This window comes from Dactylosporangium sp. NPDC049140, from assembly GCF_040648435.1.
Map to the genome: position 1 here is coordinate 34,083 of NZ_JBEZDS010000058.1, position 16,514 is coordinate 50,596.

Consider the following 16,514-nt stretch of genomic DNA (forward strand, 5'->3'; position numbering starts at 1 on the left):
ATGAGCCCGGAGCGGCGTGCCTGGGGTTCGCTCGAGTCGGATGTCATGACGGTGCTGTGGGCCGCCGCGGGCCCGCTGTCCCCGGCCCAGGTGCAGCAGCAGCTGGGCGGCGACCTGGCGTACAACACCGTGCAGACGATCCTCACCCGCCTGCTGGAGAAGGGTCAGGCCCGCCGCCGCGTCAACCTGACCGGCGGGCGCGGCCACGAGTACTTCCCGGCCGAGAACCGCGCCACCGCGGCGGCCCGGCGGATGCGCGCCGTGCTCGACGGGCCCGGCGACCGGCGGGCGGTGCTGCGCCAGTTCACCGCCGACCTGGCCCCCGACGACGCCGAACTGCTGCGGGCGCTGCTGCGCGATCCCGACCCGGGGGCGCCGACGCCGTGACCTGGCTCGTGCACATCCCGATCCTGCTGCCGGTACTGCTGCTGCCGGCCGTGCTGTGGCCGCTCGCCCGCCTCGCCGCGCACACCGGCCGGCCCGAGCGGGCCGCGCGGGCCCTCGCGGCCGGCGCGACGGTGACCGCCGGGTCCAGCGCCGTGTGCCTGATCCTGGTCGTGGCCACGCTCGCCGACGACGTGCCGGCGATCGAGCGGTACGGCCGGCTGTCCCTCGCCAACGGCCGGCCGCTGCCGGAGCCCGTCCCGGACCCGGCCGCCGTCGCCGCGACCGCCCTGCTGCTCTGGGTCGGCTGGCGCGTCGCCGCCCGGCTGCGCCGCCGCTGGGCCGTCGCCCGGGAGCTGCGCGCCGCCGGCCCCGCCGAGGACGGCCTGCTCGTCGCCGACTGGGACAGCCCGCGCGCGGTTGCCGTGCCGCCCGCGCGCGGCCGCCGCGGCCACGTGCTGGTGACCAGCGGCATGCTGCGCATGCTCGACGCCCACGAGCGGGCCGCGGTGCTCGCCCACGAGCGCGCCCACCTGTGGCGCCGCCACGACCGCACGACCACGCTCGCCGCGCTGGCCACGGCGGTCAACCCGCTGCTGCGCCCGGTCGAGTCGGCCGTCTGCCTGCTCGTCGAGCGCAGCGCGGACGAGGACGCCGCCGACACGGTCGCGGACCGGCGGCTCGTCGCGCACACCATCGCGAAGGTGGCCCTCGCCGCCCACGGGCCCGCGCCCGCGCTCGGCTTCGGCGGCTCCAGCACCCTGCACCGCGTCGAGGCGCTCGTACGCCCGGCGCCGGACCCGATGCGCCGCGGCGGCCCGACGGTCGCCGGGGCGGTGGCCGTGGCGGCGCTCTCGCTCGCCGTGGCGGCCGTCGCCGTCGTCGAGTTCGTGGAGCTGTTCCGGGCCTGGCTGCCGACCGGCTGAAGGTCCGGCGCGGGAATCAGGCGGAGGAAGCGGCTGAGCCGCCGATCGGCTGAAGGTCAGGCTCGGGAATCAGGCCCAGGACGCGGGCCGGTGCGCCGCTCGCCCCGACGAGGGCCGGGACACCCACGATCAGCACCCCGCCGACCGGCGGCAGCCGCTCGAGGTTGGCGAGGTTCTCCACGCCGTACCGCCGCCCGCCCAGCCAGCCGTGGTGCACCGCGGACCCGGCCCGCTCCCCGGCCGCCGAGTCCAGACTCGGCGTGTCGATCCCGAGGGCGTACACCTGAGGCCGGTCCGCGGCCAGGAACCGCGCGGTCTCGGCGGCGAAGCCCGGCCAGTGCGGGCGGCCTTCGTCGTCCAGGCCGAGGTACCGGCCGCGGTCGTGGATCCGCTCCGCCCAGCCGGTGAGCGCCAGCACGGCGCACGGGCCGGGCAGCGGGCCGTGCCGCCGCTCCCAGTCCAGGATGTCGGCGACCTCCAGCCGCGCGTCGGCGTCGCCCCGCACGCGGTCGCGGATGTCGACCACCGCGGCGAGCAGCACCAGGTCGGCCGCGGCGATGGCGTGGACCGCCGCCCCGCCCTCGACGAAGTGCGCCGGCGCGTCGACGTGGGTGCCCGAGTGCTCGTCGAGGTCCCACCGGCCGGCGAAGCACCCGTCCCGGTCGAACCCGGCGACGGTGGTGACGCTCGGCGGTACGACGTCCGGGTGGTGCGGCAGCGCGGGCGACAGCGGATGGGACAGGTCCACCGTCTCGCCGATCAGACCCACGTGCGGCACGGTACCGCCAACCGTTCGCGGCCCGCTGGAGCGCCGATCGCGTTCCGGCTCAGGCGACCAGCTGACCGTCGCGCATCACGACCTGCCGCTTGCACGCGTCGGCGACCGCGGCCTCGTGCGTGATGATCACCATGGTCGTGCCGCCGTCGTTGAGCTCGGTCAGCAGCGCCATGATCTCGCGGCTGTTGCTCGAGTCGAGGTTCCCGGTCGGCTCGTCGGCGAACATGATCGCCGGCCGGCCGACCAGAGCGCGGGCGATCGCCACCCGCTGCCGTTCGCCGCCGGAGAGCTTCGTGACCCGGTGGCGGACCCGGTGGCCGAGCCCGACCCGCCGCAGCGCGTCCTCCGCCGCCTCCCGCCGCTGCCGGGCCGGCACCCCGCGGTACAGCAGCCCGTTCGCCACGTTGTCCAGCGCGTCGAGCGCCTCCAGCAGGAAGAACTGCTGGAACACCACCCCGACGCGGTGCGCGCGCACCCCGGCGAGCTGCCGGTCGCTGAGCCCCTCCACGGCCATGCCGTCGATGACCACCGACCCCTCGGTCGGGCGGTCCAGCGTCGCCATGAGGTTGAGCAGGGTCGACTTGCCGGACCCGGACGCGCCGGAGATCGCCAGCATGTCGCCCGCCTCGACCCGCAGGTCGACGCCGCGCACGGACTCGACGGGCGGTTCCCCGGGGTACGTCTTGCGCACCTCGCGCAGCTCGAGCACGGCCATGGCCCCCACAATGCCCCGTGCGGGCGCGGCCGCGCATCCCCCAAAGGTAAAGGCCGACCCGCCACCTTTCGGGGGGCCCGCGATCCTCCCCCGAAAGAGCGGCGGCATTCCCCTCTTTTCGGGGGTGTGCCGGTCCCGCCCCGGCGCGACGCTGAAGTCGCTCGGGGGGCCTGCTACCGATGGGGCGATGCGTTGGAACAGCACGTCGATGTCTCGTTGCCCGACCCGCTCAGCGGCTGCTCGGCCGTTCAGTGGATCCCGGTCCGCTCGCTGCTGCCTGCCGACTCGCCGCGCACGGCCGGCGAGGACCCGGCGCACACCACGATGCTGGCCGCGCTGGACGCCCAGCTGCCGCCGATCATCGTGCACCGCGCCACGATGCGGGTGATCGACGGCATGCACCGGCTCGGCGCCGCCCGCCTGCGCGGCGACGACCTGGTCCGGGCCCGCTACTTCGACGGCACCGAGCAGGAGGCGTTCGTCCTGGCCGTGCGGACCAACATCGCGCACGGCCTGCCGCTGTCGGCGGACGACCGCACGCGGGCCATGGAGCGGATCATCGGGTCCTATCCCGGCTGGTCCGACCGGGCGATCGCGGCCGCGGTCGGCCTGGGCCCGCGCACGGTGGCCAAGTTCCGGCTCCGGATGCAGCGGGAGGACCGGGCCGACGAGGCACGCACCCGGACCGGCCGCGACGGGCGGACCCGGCCCGTGCACAACGCCGAGGGGCGGCTGCGCGCCTCGGAGCTCATCCGGGAGCGCCCCGAGGCGTCGCTGCGGGCGATCGCCCGCGAGGCCGGCGTCTCGCCGTCGACGGTGCGCGACGTTCGGCTGCGGATGGAGCGCGGCGACGACCCGCTGCCCCCGGCACGCCGGCGGCGCGACGACAGCTCCGCCCCGGTCGCCACCGACGGCCGGGCCGGACCCGACCTCGGCGCCATCCTGCAGGGGCTGCAGAGCGACCCGGCGCTGCGCTTCAGCGAGTCGGGCCGGGTCTTGCTGCGCTGGATGTTCTCCCGCGCCATCCGGGCCGACGAGTGGGTCGACGTCGCCGACAAGGTCCCGCCGCACAGCACGTACATCATCGCCAACCTCGCCCGCATGTGCGCCGAGGAGTGGCGCCAGCTCGCCGAGGACCTCGAGCAGCGCGGCGCCCAGCAGGCCTGATCCGGCCCGATGGCGCCGCGCTGGAAGTGCTCTGACGCGCTGCTGGCGATGCGTTGTCCGGGCTCCGCGGGCCGTGCGACGGTTGGCCGTCGGCAAACGAGAGGCAGCCATGAGCCACGAGCAGCGCTTCCTGCGCCCGAATGTCATCGTCGAGCCGCTGGTCGACCGGTTCTACGCCTGGCTGCACACCGTCGCGCCGGTGCAGGCCTCGATGAACCTCGCGTTCCGGCAGCTGCCGAACCTGGAGTCGTACCTGCAGTCGCCGCAGATGCACGTCGCCGCCAGCAACAACCCCGACCTCCGCGGCGGGTACTTCATCAACATCGCCGAGGAGCGCGCCGACGAGGTGCGCGACCTGGTCGCCGCGATCAAGCGCGACCGGGCGCCGATGCTGCGCTTCGCCGAGGCCGTCATGCGGGCCGACGCGCTCGTGCGGGAGGAGGCGGCCGGGTTCGACCTCACGCCGCTGTACCCGCGCCTGCCCGACGAGCTCAACGGCGTCGTCGAGATCGCCTACGACACCGGCAACCAGCCCACGGTGCGGTTCATGGAGCCGCTGGCGTACCGCAGCGGCGCCTACGCCGAGCAGCGCCAGTCCGTGCAGCTCTCCCTCGAGCCGGGCGTCGAGCGGCCGTTCGTGCTCAGCACCCCCCGCCTCCCGGGGCCGGACAAGCTCGACCTCGACCTGGCCCTGCGCCACGGCGGGCTGGACGAGCTCTTCGCGGCCCGCCTGCGCCCGACCACCGTGGCCCGGCTGCGCGAGGCGCTGGAGGTGCCCGACGAGCAGGTCGCGCAGCTCGAGCGGCTCCTCACCGACGCGCCGAGCCAGTCCGAGGACCGGCACATCGAGGCCGGGGGCCGGGTGCGGTACTACGGCCACGCCTGCGTGCTGCTGCAGTCGCCCGACGCGGCGGTCCTGACCGATCCGTTCATCAACTGCGACACGAACTCGACCGGCCGGTACCTGCTCAACGACCTGCCCGACCACATCGACCTGGCGCTGATCACCCACGGCCACCAGGACCACACGGTGCTGGAGACGCTGCTGCAGCTGCGCGGGCGCATCGGCGCCGTCGTCGTGCCGCGCACCTCGCGCGGCAACCTCTGCGACCCGTCGATCGGGCTGTACCTCAAGACGATCGGCTTCAACGTCATCGAGGCCGACGACTTCGACGAGGTCGAGCTGCCGGGCGGCAAGGTGACCGCCACCCCGTTCCTCGGCGAGCACTGCGACCTCGACATCCGCGGCAAGTCCACCTACTGGGTCGAGCTCGCCGGCAAGAAGTTCTTCATCGGCGCCGACTCCTCCGGCATCGACCCGGTGCTGTACCGCTACGTGCGCGCCGACCTCGGCCGCGCCGACATGGCGTTCCTGGGCATGGAGTGCGACGGCGCGCCGCTGACGTGGTTGTACCAGCCGCTGCTGACCCGGCCGGTGACGAAGAAGATGAGCGACTCGCGCAAGCTGTCGGGCTCCAACGCCGAGCAGGCCGCCGGCATCGTCACCGAGCTCGGCGCGGGCGAGGCCTACATCTACGCGATGGGCGAGGAGGAGTGGCTCGGGCACATCATGGCCACGAGCTACCGGCCCGACTCGTACCAGCTCCAGCAGGTCGAGGTCTTTCTGGGCTGGTGCGCGGACAACGGTGTGAAGGCCGAGCACCTGCTCGGTCAGCGTGAATGGCGTTGGTAGCACGGCGACAGGAGGACACGGTGCGGACCGTCAGCTTCGACTTCGACAACCCCGAGGCCCGCTTCAAGGTGCTCGTCAACGACGAGGAGCAGTACTCGCTGTGGCCGGGCGATCTGCCGGTGCCCAGCGGCTGGGCCGAGACGGGCGTGCACGCCGCCAAGGAGGAGTGCGACGAGTACCTGCGCAAGACCTGGACCGACATGCGGCCCAAGAGCCTGCGCCTCGCCCTCGACGGGCAGTAGCGGCGGGATGCCCCACGCCTTCACCAACGGCATCCGCCTCGCCTTCGAGCGGTACGGCCGGGGCGAGCGGGTGCTGTTCATCATGGGCTCCTCGGCCGGCGGCCGGGTGTGGACGATGCACCAGACCCCGGCCGTCGTCGCCGCCGGCTACCAGGCCGTCACCTTCGACAACCGCGGCATCCCGCCGTCGGACGTCCCGCCCGGCCGGTACTCGCTCGCCGACCTCATCGCCGACACCGAGGGCCTCATCGAGGCGATCGGAGGGCCGTGCCGTGTCGTCGGTACCTCGATGGGGGCCGTCGTCGCCCAGGAGCTCGCGCTGCGCCGGCCCGACCTGGTCCGCAGCGCGGTGCTCATGTCCACGAAGTCGCGCTCGGACCCGGCCCGCCTCGCCCACGCCCGCGCCTACCGGGAGCTGACCGAGAGCGGTGTCGTCCTGCCGCCGGCGTACCGCGCGAGCGTCGCCGCGTTCGAGATGCTCTCCCCGGCCACCCTCAACGACCCGCAGGCCTCCGCCGCCTGGCTGGACACCCTGCGCCACGCCGCCGCGACCGAACCGGCGGGCTACGGCGGCGGCCAGGACTGGGTCGACCTGACCGAGGACCGCCGGCCCGGGCTGCGGGGCATCACCGTGCCCTGCCGCGTCATCACGTTCGCCGACGACCTCGTCACGCCGCCGTACCTCGGCGCCGAGGTCGCCGAGGCCATCCCCGACTGCGACCTGGTCGAGATTCCCCGCGCCGGGCACTTCGGTTACCTCGAACGGCCCGACGAGGTCAACTCGGCGATCCTCGAGTTCCTGGCCAAACACGAAGAAACGGCCTGAAGTCCACTATGGAAAGGATGTCCCGGCCATGACCACCGTCGTGATCCGTCCGCGCAGCAAGCCGCGCATGTGGGGTTGGACCTTCCGATGACCCTTGCCATCGGCGCGAAGCCGACCGCCACGCTCCCCGGCCCCGACGACTTCCCGGCCGCCGGGCCCGCCACGGGCCCGGCGGCCGTCGTGCTCGGCCCCGCCGCGCCCGCCCCGGCCGTCCTGGCCGGCGTCGGCACCGCCGTCGCCGGCGCCCCCTACACGCAGCAGGACCTGCTGGACCTGTTCGCCATCACCGACCCCAAGGTCCGCTCCGTCTTCGCCAACAGCGCCATCGGGCGGCGGTACCTCACCGTCCCCGTCAGCCCCGACGGGCGCACCCACGACGAGCCGCAGGGCGCCCTGCTGCGCAAGCACAAGGCCGTCGCCGTCGACATGGGCGCCCGCGCCGTGCGCGCCGCGCTCGCCGACGCCGGCCTGAGCCTCGCCGACGTCGACTACCTGTGCTGCGTGACCTCCACCGGCTTCCTCACCCCGGGCCTGAGCGCCCTGCTCATCCGCGACCTCGGCCTCGACCCCGGTTGCCACCGCGTCGACGTGGTCGGCATGGGCTGCAACGCCGGGCTCAACGCCCTCAACGGCACCGCCAACTGGGCCAAGTCCAACCCCGGCCGGGTCGCGGTGATGGTCTGCGCCGAGGCCTGCTCCGCCGCCTACGTCATGGACTCCACCATGCGTACCGCCGTCGTCAACAGCCTCTTCGGCGACGGCGCGGCCGCCGTGGCCGTCGTCGCCCCGGCCGTCGGCGCGCCGGCCGACACCCCCGCCGGCCCGGTCGCCGTCGCCGCCGGCCCGCGCGTGCTGGGCTTCGCCAGCCGCATCATCACCGACGCCTTCGACGCCATGCGCTACGACTGGGACGACGACCAGCACCGGTTCAGCTTCTTCCTGGACCCCGACATCCCGTACGTCGTGGGCGCCAACGCCGGCATCGTCATCGACCGCCTGCTGGGCCGGGCCGGGCTGCGCCGCCGCGACATCGGGCACTGGCTGGTCCACTCCGGCGGCAAGAAGGTCATCGACGCCGTCCGCGTCAACCTGGCCCTCACCCGCCACGACGTGCGCCACACCATCGGCGTGCTGCGCGACTACGGCAACGTCTCCAGCGGCTCGTTCCTGTTCTCGTACCAGCGGCTGGTGCGCGAGGGCGTCGTCGCGCCGGGCGACCTGGGCGTGCTCATGACGATGGGCCCCGGCTCCACGATCGAGACGGCGCTGGTGCAATGGTGACCGCGGCGCACATCGACGGCGGCCGGCCGCTGTCCGCCGAGACCGTTGCCGCGCTCGCCGCCGGGTGCGACCGGGCGGAGGATGCGGCCGGGGGCGGCGTGCTGGTGGTACACGTGACCGGCGCCCCGCACGGCGACTGGCTCGGCGGGCTCACCGTCAAGCTGGTCAACCGGTGGGAGCAGGCGGTCCGCCGCCTCGAGCGCCTGCCGGCCGTCACCGTCGCGGCCGCCACCGGCGACTGCGGCGGCGCCGCGCTCGACGCGCTGCTCGCCACCGACCACCGCATCGCCGCGCCCGGCACCCGGCTCGTGCCGGCCGTGCAGGCCGGGCTCGTCTGGCCGGGGATGGCGCTGTTCCGCCTCGCCCGCCAGGCCCCCGGCGCCGCGGCGGTGCGCCAGGCGATCCTCTTCGGCACCCCGATCGCCGCCGCCGACGCCCTGGCGCTGCACCTCGTCCACGAGGTGGCCGACGACCCCGGCGCGGCCGTCGCGGCCGCCGTGGCCCGGGCGGCGACGGTACCGGGCGCGGAACTCGCGATCCGCCGGCAGCTGACCCTGGACGCCTCGGGGGCCGGCTTCGAGGACGCGCTCGGTTCGCACCTCGCGGCCGTCGACCGCACCCTTCGGCGCACCGCGGAGGCATCCTCGTGACGGGCCCCGCCCGGCGCGTCGTGGCCGACGCCGCCGGGCGGGCCGCCGAGATCCTCGGCGGCCTGCCGGAGCCGGCGCTGCGCACGCCGGAGGAGCGGTCGGCCGCCGCCGAGGCCCACGCCGCCGCACGGCGGGTGCGCGGTGTCTTCCTGGAGCGTCACGCGGCCGCCGTCTACGCCGAGCTGACCGGGGACCTGTCCCGGCCGCTCGGGCTCGCCGAACTGTGCGCGGCGGCGGCGGAGGCCTGTCCCGGCCTCGTGCCCGGGCCCGAGCAGCTCGCCGCCGACCGGGCCCGGCCGCAGGCGGCCAAGGAGGGCTGGGAGGTCGACCAGGGGCTGTTCGCGGCGGCGGTACTGCGCGGGCCGCGCGAGGGCCTGCACCTGCTGGAGGCCATGCGCCGTCCCACCCCGCGCGCGCTGGCCGCGCAGGACGCCTACCGCAGCGCCGGCGAGGCGGACCTCGGCTCGGTCCGGCTGGAGCGCCGCGAGGGCATCGCGCACCTCACCATGTGCCGCGAGGACTGCCTCAACGCCGAGGACGAGCGCCAGGTCGACGACATGGAAACGGCGGTCGATCTGGCGCTGCTCGACCCGGCCGTCGAGGCGCTCGTGGTGCGGGGCGGGAAGATGACGCACCCGCGGTACCGTGGCCGCCGGGTCTTCAGCGCCGGCATCAACCTCAAGGCGCTGCACGCCGGGCGGATCGGCCTGGTCGATTTCCTGCTGCGCCGGGAGATGGGGTACATCGCCAAGCTCAACCGCGGCCTCTCCGACGGCGGCGGATGGTGGGAGCGGCCCGGCGGCAAGCCGTGGCTCGCGGTCGTCGACGGATTCGCCATCGGCGGCGGCTGCCAGCTGCTGCTCGCCGCCGACCACGTCATCGCCGGCGCCGACGCCTATCTGAGCCTGCCGGCCGCCCAGGAGGGCATCGTGCCCGGCGCGGCGAACCTGCGCCTCACCCGCCACGGCGGCGCCCGCCTGGCCCGGCAGGTGATCCTGCTCGGCCGGCGCATCCGCGTGATCGAGCCCGACGCGCGGCTGTTCGTCGACGAGGTGCACGACCCGGAGGAGGAGCTCGACGCGGCCGTGCCCGGCTGTGCCGACCGGCTGCGGGGCGAGGCCGTCGCGGCCAACCGGCGGATGCTGGTGGAGGCCGAGGAGCCGCCGGACGCCTTCCGGGCGTACCTGGCCGAGTTCGCGCTGCAGCAGGCCCGGCGCATCTACAGCCCCGACGTGCTCGGCAAGGTCGGCCGCTTCGCCGCCGCCACATGAGCGGTACGGAGCGGAGCGGAGTGGCCGCTCGTCGGGGGCACAGGGTGGAGCTCGGGCCGGCGCCGGAGCTTGCGGAGGTGTCGGCATGAGCGGTACGGAGCGGAGCGGAGTGGCCGCTCGTCGGGGGCACAGGGTGGAGCTCGGGCCGGCGCCGGAGCTTGCGGAGGCGTCGGCATGAGCGGTCCGGGGGACGGCGAGCGCCCGCGGGTGCGGTACGTCAAGCGGGACCACGTCGCCTACGTGACCCTCGACCGGCCCGAGAAGCTCAACGCGATGGACCTGCGCACCCACGAGGAGCTCGGGTCCATCTGGGACGATGCCGAGGCCGACGACGACGTGCGCGTCGTCGTCCTCACCGGCGCCGGCGAACGGTCCTTCTGCGTCGGCCAGGACCTGCACGAGCGGGCCGAGCTCAACCGCAACGGCGCCGGGCCGACGACGTTCGGCAGCCGCGGGCAGCCCGGCTGGCCGCGGCTCACCGAGCGATTCGGCTTTTCCAAGCCGATCGTCGCCCGCGTCAACGGATGGGCCCTCGGCGGCGGCTTCGAGCTCGTCCTCGCCTGCGACATCGTCGTCGCCGCCGAGCATGCCGTCTTCGCGCTGCCGGAGGTGGGCCTGGGCCTCGTGCCCGGCGCCGGCGGCGCGTTCCGGCTGGCCCGGCAGCTCCCGCTCAAGCACGCGATGGGCTACCTGCTGACCGGGCGGCGGCTCACCGCCGCGACCGCCCTGCGGCTCGGGCTCGTCAACGAGGTGGTACCGGGGGATCGGCTCGACGAGTGCGTCGCCGAGTGGACCGCCGACCTCGTGCGCGCCGCGCCGCTGGCCGTGCGGGCCATCAAGGAGGCCACGCTGCGGTCCCTCGACATGCCGCTGGAGGAGGCGTTCGGCACCCGGTTCGAGTGGGAGCAGCGGCGCATGCACAGCGAGGATGCGCGCGAGGGCCCCCGCGCCTTCAACGAGCGGCGGGAGCCCCGGTGGCGCGGCCGGTGACGCCTACCAGCGCCACTCCCGCCGGTTGAACAGGTGCTCGGCGGTGATGCCCTGGTCGGTGCACCAGCCGAGGAACTCGTCGATCTGCTTGAGCTGGAAGGTGTCCTCGTTGTACGTCGTGGCCATGACGTGGCCCTGCCAGCTCTCCTCGCCCATGGCGTAGATGTAGGCCTCGTCGGCGTCGAGCTCACGCATGATGTCGGCCGCCTGCTTGGCGTTCGACCCTGAGAGGCGGCGCGAGTCGCTCATCTTCTTCGTCACCGGGCGGGTCAGCAGCCCCTGATACCCCCACGTCAGCGGCGCGCCGTCGCACTCCATGCCGAGGAACGCCATGTCCACCTTGCCGAACCGGCGGCGGATGTAGCGGTAGAGCACGGGGTCGATGCCGGAGGAGTCCGCGCCGATGAACGCCGACGCCCCGGCCAGCTGCACGATGAACGTGGACTTCGCGCGGACGTCGAGGTCGGCGTGCTCGCCCAGGAACGGCGTGGCCGCGATCCGGCCGCCCGCGAAGGGTACCTCGTCGAAGTCGTCGACCTCGATGACGTTGAAGCCGATCGCCTTGAGGTACAGGCCGATCGACGGGTCGCACAGGCTGCCGCGCGAGGACCGCGGCACGACGACGGTGCCGATGCGGCTGCGCAGGGCGAGGAGGGTCTCGAGGACGATGTGGTCCTGGTGGCCGTGGGTGATGAGGACGTAGTCGATGCGGTCGGGCAGGTCGTCGAGGGTGTAGCGGTCGCCGTGCCGGTTGTCGGTGCTGATGAACGGGTCCGTGACGATGGCGACGTCCGGCGTCTGCAGCACGAGGCAGGCGTGGCCGAAGTACCGGATCCGCCCGCCGTTTTCGATGTGCCGGTCGGGGGAGAGGCTGGGCGCGTCGGACAGCAGCGTGGCGAGCTGCGCGGCCTGCGCGTCGTCGAGTTCCAGGGCCTCCCGCAGCCGGCCGAGGGTCGTCGCGGTGGTGCGGGCGGCGAACAGCGCGTCGAGGCCGGGGTGGTCGAACTGCAGCGGCAGGTCGAGGACGCCGGGCATCGGCAGGCGCGGCGTGCTGAGGATGAAGGGCCGCTCCACCCCGTCGTCGAGCGACAGCTGCACCGACTGGCGGCCGCGGTCGTAGACGGGGCTGGTGTAGACGAGCGGCTCGATGTACCGCATCGACGGCTGGCTGCCGGTGTCGTAGGCCAGCTCGACGAGGCCGTTGAGCGGCGACGGGAGCCGCGGGTACAGCGGCGTCAGGTCGAAGCCCCGCGCATGCTGCTCGAGCATCGACTCGGCGTCGGCGATCGCGGCGGCGAAGGCGAGCATGTCGGCGCGGTCGCGTTTGATGCCGTCGAGCAGTTCGGCGACCTCGTTGCTGCGGGACTCCTCGATGTTCACGAAGTAGCCGCCGCGCAGCGCCGGGTTGTTGCTGGCGGCCAGGTGCACCTGCGGGTTCTGCAGGTACGACTCGAGCAGCGGCACGTGCACGTTCGCCAGGTTCATCGACGCCTGGACCGGCGCGACGATGTGCATCGCGGCGTAGAACCGGTCGACCAGCGGCTCGATGATGGCGTTGGATCGCAGGAACACCGGCTCGTCTGGCAAGCCCATGCCGAACTCCCTCCAGTACGGTCACCCGCAGCCATGATGCCGCCGCCCGGCGGATGTACGGCCCCCCGCCCATCGCCGCTCCATCGCCGCTCCACCGGCGCCGGGTCCGTTTTCCGGACGCACCCTCGGTACGCTGAGCTGACGTCTACCGCGGCCGGAGGCAACCCAATGCTGTCGCGACTCGGCCTGCGCTTCCGCATGGCCACCTCCTACGTGCTGGTCTCGGCGGCGGCAGTACTGCTCGTCGAGGCGGCCGCGCTGGCCTTCGTCGTGCCCCGGCTGCAGGCCGCCGACCTCGCCGCGGCCCAGGCGCGCAAGCGGGCCGCCGTCGCCGAACAGAGCCTCGGCCGGCTCCGGACCCAGGCGATCGCGCGCAACCTGGCCGCCGCGGCCGGCAGCGCGGCGAGCGTCGCCGGCGGCGGTGACGGCGACGCCGTGCTCGCCCGGGTCGCCGCGCCCAGCTTCGCCGCCGTCGCCACCACCCAGGGCGACGAGGGCGTCGTCCAGGTCGTCGCCGGTGCCGACGGCCGTGTCGCCGCCGCCGCACCGAAGTCCGGCTTCCCGGACGCGACGGTGCCGGAGGAGGCCCGCGGCGGCGAGGCGCACGACGGCCAGGTGCGCCAGGCGGGCGGCATCAGCTACTGGGCCAGCGCCCCGATCCGGGTCACGGGCGCCGACGGCACGGCCCCGCGCGTCATCGGTACCGCCTATGTCGTGATGACCCCGACCGGCGCCGGCGGCGAGGGGCAGCAGTCCGACAAGCAGCTCGCCGGGCAGCCGGACCGCGGGGCCGGCGATCCCGCGGGCGGCACGACCGTGCAGTCGTTCGCGCTGCCCGGGATCATTGCGCTCGTGCTGCTGCTGCCGGTCGGGGCGCTCTTCGGGCTGCTGAGCACCGGCCCGCTGATCCGGCGCATCCGGCGGCTCGCCGAGGGTACGTCGGCGATGGCCGACGGGGACCTGCAGGTCCGCATCCCCGTGTCCGGCGGCGACGAGGTCGGCCGCCTGGAGCACGCGTTCAACTCCATGGCCGAGCGCCTCGACGCCGCCGTCGTCGAGCAGAAGGCCGCGGCCGGCGCCGAGGCCCGCCGCGCCGAACGCACCCGCATCGCCCGGGAGCTGCACGACTCGATCTCGCAGGAGCTGTTCTCGGCCAGCATGGTCGCGGCCGGGCTGGCCAAGGCGCTGCCGGCCGAGTCGGCGCTGCGCGGGCAGGCCGTGTCGATGGAGCAATCGCTGGCCCGCACCATGTGGGAGATGCGCGCGCTGCTGCTCGAGCTGCGGCCGATCGCGCTCGAGGACGCCGGGCTCGTCGCCGCGCTGGAGCAGCTGGGCCGGACGTACGAGGCGCGCCTCGGCGTGCCCATCGACGTCCGGCTCGACCCGGTCGCCCTCGACGCCGCGGTCGAGCACGCCGTGCTCCGCGTGGCCCAGGAGAGCATCGGCAACGCGATCCGCCACGGCGACCCGACGGCGATCGAGCTGCGGCTGGCCGAGGCCGGTGCAAGCGTCGAGCTGACCGTGCGCGACGACGGGCGCGGCTTCGATCCGGCGGCCGGGGGGCGGCACGGGATGGGGCTCGACGTGATGCGCGAGCGGGTCGAGGAGCTCGGCGGCACGGTGGTGGTCGACAGCACGCCCGGCGGGGGCGGCACGACGGTGCGGGTGTCGCTGCCGGTTCGCGTGGGCTCGCCAGTGGCCTGAGTCCTGGTCTGAGCTTCTCGGTGCGGTCGCGGCGCAGTGGGGCCGCGCTGCACCCCCGATCGCTCGCCTTTGAGACCCGCGTGCCGGCGGTGTGAGAATCGGGCCCTCATGCCGGAAGCGGCCGGCCCACGCTGCTCGATGGGGGAATGATCGGCATGCATCCAGACGAGCCGCGGCGTCCACGCGGAGTCCGCGCGACCTTCCGCCTCCTCGGCGGCGCGATCCGCCTCGTGTGGTCGGCCGGCAAGCGCGACTTCATCCTCGTGGTCGCGCTGCAGCTGATCCAGTCCCTCGGCGTGCTGGTACTGATTCTGCAGTTCCAGCAGCTGCTGGCGAGCCTCATCAAGTCCGACTCCGGCGGCGAGACCGGCGGCGGCGTCGCGGTCGGCCTGGTGCTGTTCATCGCGGCGAACGCCGTGATGGGCGTGGCCGGCTCCATCATCAACAACCGGCGCCAGATCATCGGCGAGCGGGTGACGCTGCACATCAGCAGCCAGATCCTGAAGGTCACGTGCCTGGCCGAGCTCGACGACTTCGACGACTCGGCGTTCCACGACCGGCTCCAGCGCGCGGCCGGCCAGGCCGTGGGCCGGCCGATGATGATGGTCCAGAGCATGATCACGATCGGGCAGAACCTGTTCACGATCGGGTCCATCTGGGTCGCGCTGCTGGTGATGCAGCCCTGGATCGGGATGGTCATGCTGCTCGTCGCCATCCCGGTGTGGATCGGCGGCACCCGGGTCGGCGACCACTACTTCACGTTCGTCATCCGCATCGCGCACCTCGACCGCAGCCGGATGTACCTCTTCCAGCTGCTCACCCTGCGCGACCCGGCCAAGGAGATCCGCGCCTTCAACCTCGCCGACCACCTCGCCGACCGCTGGCGCACGTCGATGATCGAGCGGATCGGCATGCTCGCCCAGACGCTGCGCAAGCAGCTGCGGGCCTCGCTGATCTCCACCTTCGGCAGCAACCTGGTGCTGGCGCTGGCCGCGGGCGCGCTGGTCGTGCTCAACGCCCGCGGCGTGCTCTCGCTGTCGCAGACCGCCGCGGTGGCCGCCGCCATGCTGCTCTTCGGCCAGCGCCTGCTGGACTCGGTGAACGAGACGAACCGCTTCTTCGAGTCCGCGCCGCTGGTCAGCGACCTCAACGACTTCCTGGCGCTGGAGCCCGACCTGGTCCGGCACCGTTCCGGGCGGCCCTTCGAGGGCCCGTTCCGCCGCATCGAGCTCGACGACGTCTCCTTCCGCTACCGCGACGCCAACCGCGATGCCCTGTCGCACATCGGGCTGGAGCTCAACGCCGGCGAGGTGGTCGCGCTGGTCGGCGAGAACGGCTCGGGCAAGACGACCCTGGCCAAGCTCATCGCCGGGCTCTACACGCCGCAGTCGGGCGCGGTACGCATCGACGGCACCGACCTGGCCGACCTCGACCTGAACACCTGGCGCGCCTCGGTCGCCGTGCTGTTCCAGGACTTCATCCGCTACGCCCTCACCGTCACGGACAACATCCACCTCGGCGCGACCGGCCGCGAGCTGAACATGGACGAGGTGCGCGCGGCGGCCGCGGCGGCGGGGGCGGCCGGGTTCCTCGACGGGCTGCCGAAGGGGTACGAGACGATCCTCGGACCCCAGTTCGGCAAGGGCATCGACCTCTCGCTGGGACAGTGGCAGCGCATCGCCCTGGCGCGGGCGTTCTTCCGCGACAGCCCGCTGGTGATCCTGGACGAGCCCAGCGCGTCGCTGGACGCCCGGGCGGAGCGTGCCCTGTTCGACAGCGTCCGCGAGTTGTACCGCAACAAGACCGTCGTGCTCATCTCGCACCGCTTCTCCACCGTGCGCACGGCCGACCGCATCATCGTGCTGGACGGCGGCCGGATCGTGGAGCAGGGCAGCCACAACGAGCTGATGGCGCGCGACGGCCTCTATGCCGAGCTCTTCTCGATCCAGGCCAGCGCGTTCCTCGAGGACGACCTGGGGCGCGCGGACGAGACCGGCGCCGACGAGGCCGCCCTGGAGCTGCAGGCGACCCCGCGACCCGAGTAGACATAGCCGAGAGTGCGCCGGCCCGGGATCGGGGGCCGGCGCACAGTCGTGTCCGTGTGCGCACAGTCGGCCGTGCCCGCACAGTCGGCCGTGCCCGCACAGTCGGCCGTGCCGTGCCCGCACAGTGCGCCGTGCTCGCACGGTCAGCCGTGCCGTGCCCGCACAGTCGGCACAGTCGGCCCAGTCGCCGTGCTCGGCACGGCCCTTGCGTTGGCGCCCGGATGGGGCAGCCCTGACGCCCGGCTGGCG

At 74.0% G+C, this 16,514-nt stretch carries 15 protein-coding genes; 12 read left to right on the forward strand and 3 right to left on the reverse strand.

The features are described 5' to 3' along the window. Nucleotides 1–387, forward strand: coding sequence for a BlaI/MecI/CopY family transcriptional regulator (locus tag AB0B76_RS50355; RefSeq protein ID WP_360390689.1), 387 nt, complete (start codon nucleotides 1–3; stop codon nucleotides 385–387). Next, the gene (locus tag AB0B76_RS50360) at nucleotides 384–1,310 is read left to right on the forward strand and encodes a M56 family metallopeptidase (protein ID WP_360390692.1); all 927 of its coding nucleotides are present in this window, start codon (nucleotides 384–386) and stop codon (nucleotides 1,308–1,310) included. The genes AB0B76_RS50355 and AB0B76_RS50360 overlap by 4 nt, the downstream gene beginning before the upstream one ends. A gap of 16 nt (nucleotides 1,311–1,326) precedes the next feature. Here AB0B76_RS50360 and AB0B76_RS50365 read toward each other — a convergent pair whose 3' ends face one another. Together AB0B76_RS50365 and AB0B76_RS50370 are read right to left on the reverse strand one after the other, a co-directional pair. Continuing rightward, entirely contained in the window at nucleotides 1,327–2,079 is a 753-nt protein-coding gene (locus AB0B76_RS50365; RefSeq protein ID WP_360390695.1) for a cyclase family protein, read from the reverse strand. A gap of 58 nt (nucleotides 2,080–2,137) precedes the next feature. Continuing rightward, nucleotides 2,138–2,803 carry an ABC transporter ATP-binding protein gene (locus AB0B76_RS50370; protein ID WP_360390698.1) on the reverse strand — a complete coding sequence of 222 codons (666 nt, stop codon included), beginning with the start codon at nucleotides 2,801–2,803 and terminating at the stop codon, nucleotides 2,138–2,140. Nucleotides 2,804–2,995: 192 nt separating this feature from the next. Here AB0B76_RS50370 and AB0B76_RS50375 point away from each other — a divergent pair, with 192 nt between their 5' ends. The 8 genes from AB0B76_RS50375 to dpgD all read left to right on the forward strand — a co-directional run bounded on the left by AB0B76_RS50375 (nucleotide 2,996) and on the right by dpgD (nucleotide 10,923). After that, entirely contained in the window at nucleotides 2,996–3,970 is a 975-nt protein-coding gene (locus AB0B76_RS50375) for a ParB N-terminal domain-containing protein (RefSeq protein ID WP_360390700.1), read from the forward strand. A gap of 109 nt (nucleotides 3,971–4,079) precedes the next feature. Further along, nucleotides 4,080–5,663, forward strand: a complete 1,584-nt coding sequence (locus AB0B76_RS50380) for an MBL fold metallo-hydrolase (protein WP_360390703.1) — start codon at nucleotides 4,080–4,082, stop codon at nucleotides 5,661–5,663. 20 nt (nucleotides 5,664–5,683) lie between these two features. Continuing rightward, complete coding sequence (locus AB0B76_RS50385; RefSeq protein ID WP_360390706.1) at nucleotides 5,684–5,905, forward strand: MbtH family NRPS accessory protein; 222 nt, start codon at nucleotides 5,684–5,686, stop codon at nucleotides 5,903–5,905. A gap of 7 nt (nucleotides 5,906–5,912) precedes the next feature. Continuing rightward, a complete protein-coding gene (locus AB0B76_RS50390) occupies nucleotides 5,913–6,731 on the forward strand; it encodes an alpha/beta fold hydrolase (protein WP_360390708.1) in 819 nt (272 codons plus the stop codon). A gap of 87 nt (nucleotides 6,732–6,818) precedes the next feature. Beyond that, on the forward strand, nucleotides 6,819–8,012 hold the full coding sequence (dpgA, locus tag AB0B76_RS50395) for a 3,5-dihydroxyphenylacetyl-CoA synthase DpgA (protein WP_360390711.1): 1,194 nt from the start codon (nucleotides 6,819–6,821) through the stop codon (nucleotides 8,010–8,012). Further along, entirely contained in the window at nucleotides 8,006–8,662 is a 657-nt protein-coding gene (gene dpgB, locus AB0B76_RS50400) for an enoyl-CoA-hydratase DpgB (RefSeq protein ID WP_360390714.1), read from the forward strand. Before dpgA ends, dpgB begins: the two co-directional genes overlap by 7 nt. After that, a complete protein-coding gene (gene dpgC, locus AB0B76_RS50405) occupies nucleotides 8,659–9,933 on the forward strand; it encodes a (3,5-dihydroxyphenyl)acetyl-CoA 1,2-dioxygenase DpgC (RefSeq protein ID WP_360390717.1) in 1,275 nt (424 codons plus the stop codon). The genes dpgB and dpgC overlap by 4 nt, the downstream gene beginning before the upstream one ends. Nucleotides 9,934–10,107: 174 nt before the next feature. Beyond that, nucleotides 10,108–10,923: an enoyl-CoA-hydratase DpgD gene (gene dpgD, locus AB0B76_RS50410; protein WP_360390719.1), complete on the forward strand. Its 816-nt coding sequence runs from the start codon at nucleotides 10,108–10,110 to the stop codon at nucleotides 10,921–10,923. 3 nt (nucleotides 10,924–10,926) lie between these two features. Here dpgD and AB0B76_RS50415 read toward each other — a convergent pair whose 3' ends face one another. Beyond that, complete coding sequence (locus tag AB0B76_RS50415; RefSeq protein WP_360390722.1) at nucleotides 10,927–12,516, reverse strand: MBL fold metallo-hydrolase; 1,590 nt, start codon at nucleotides 12,514–12,516, stop codon at nucleotides 10,927–10,929. Nucleotides 12,517–12,684: 168 nt separating this feature from the next. On the opposite strand from AB0B76_RS50415, the gene AB0B76_RS50420 reads away from it, so the two are divergent. Together AB0B76_RS50420 and AB0B76_RS50425 are read left to right on the forward strand one after the other, a co-directional pair. Next, on the forward strand, nucleotides 12,685–14,220 hold the full coding sequence (locus AB0B76_RS50420) for a HAMP domain-containing protein (RefSeq protein ID WP_360390724.1): 1,536 nt from the start codon (nucleotides 12,685–12,687) through the stop codon (nucleotides 14,218–14,220). A 155-nt stretch (nucleotides 14,221–14,375) separates the two neighbouring features. After that, complete coding sequence (locus AB0B76_RS50425; RefSeq protein ID WP_360390727.1) at nucleotides 14,376–16,265, forward strand: ABC transporter ATP-binding protein; 1,890 nt, start codon at nucleotides 14,376–14,378, stop codon at nucleotides 16,263–16,265. The last annotated feature ends 249 nt before the right edge of the window (nucleotides 16,266–16,514 follow it).

Bases quoted from the DNA above. Each gene is read 5' to 3' on its own strand.
- AB0B76_RS50355 (WP_360390689.1), top strand. From the start codon at position 1: ATGAGCCCGGAGCGGCGTGCCTGGGGTTCGCTCGAGTCGGATGTCATG.
- AB0B76_RS50370 (WP_360390698.1), bottom strand. From the start codon at position 2,803: ATGGCCGTGCTCGAGCTGCGCGAGGTGCGCAAGACGTACCCCGGGGAA.
- AB0B76_RS50380 (WP_360390703.1), top strand. From the start codon at position 4,080: ATGAGCCACGAGCAGCGCTTCCTGCGCCCGAATGTCATCGTCGAGCCG.
- AB0B76_RS50390 (WP_360390708.1), top strand. From the start codon at position 5,913: ATGCCCCACGCCTTCACCAACGGCATCCGCCTCGCCTTCGAGCGGTAC.
- dpgA (WP_360390711.1), top strand. From the start codon at position 6,819: ATGACCCTTGCCATCGGCGCGAAGCCGACCGCCACGCTCCCCGGCCCC.
- dpgB (WP_360390714.1), top strand. From the start codon at position 8,006: ATGGTGACCGCGGCGCACATCGACGGCGGCCGGCCGCTGTCCGCCGAG.
- dpgD (WP_360390719.1), top strand. From the start codon at position 10,108: ATGAGCGGTCCGGGGGACGGCGAGCGCCCGCGGGTGCGGTACGTCAAG.
- AB0B76_RS50415 (WP_360390722.1), bottom strand. From the start codon at position 12,516: ATGGGCTTGCCAGACGAGCCGGTGTTCCTGCGATCCAACGCCATCATC.
- AB0B76_RS50420 (WP_360390724.1), top strand. From the start codon at position 12,685: ATGCTGTCGCGACTCGGCCTGCGCTTCCGCATGGCCACCTCCTACGTG.
- AB0B76_RS50425 (WP_360390727.1), top strand. From the start codon at position 14,376: ATGCATCCAGACGAGCCGCGGCGTCCACGCGGAGTCCGCGCGACCTTC.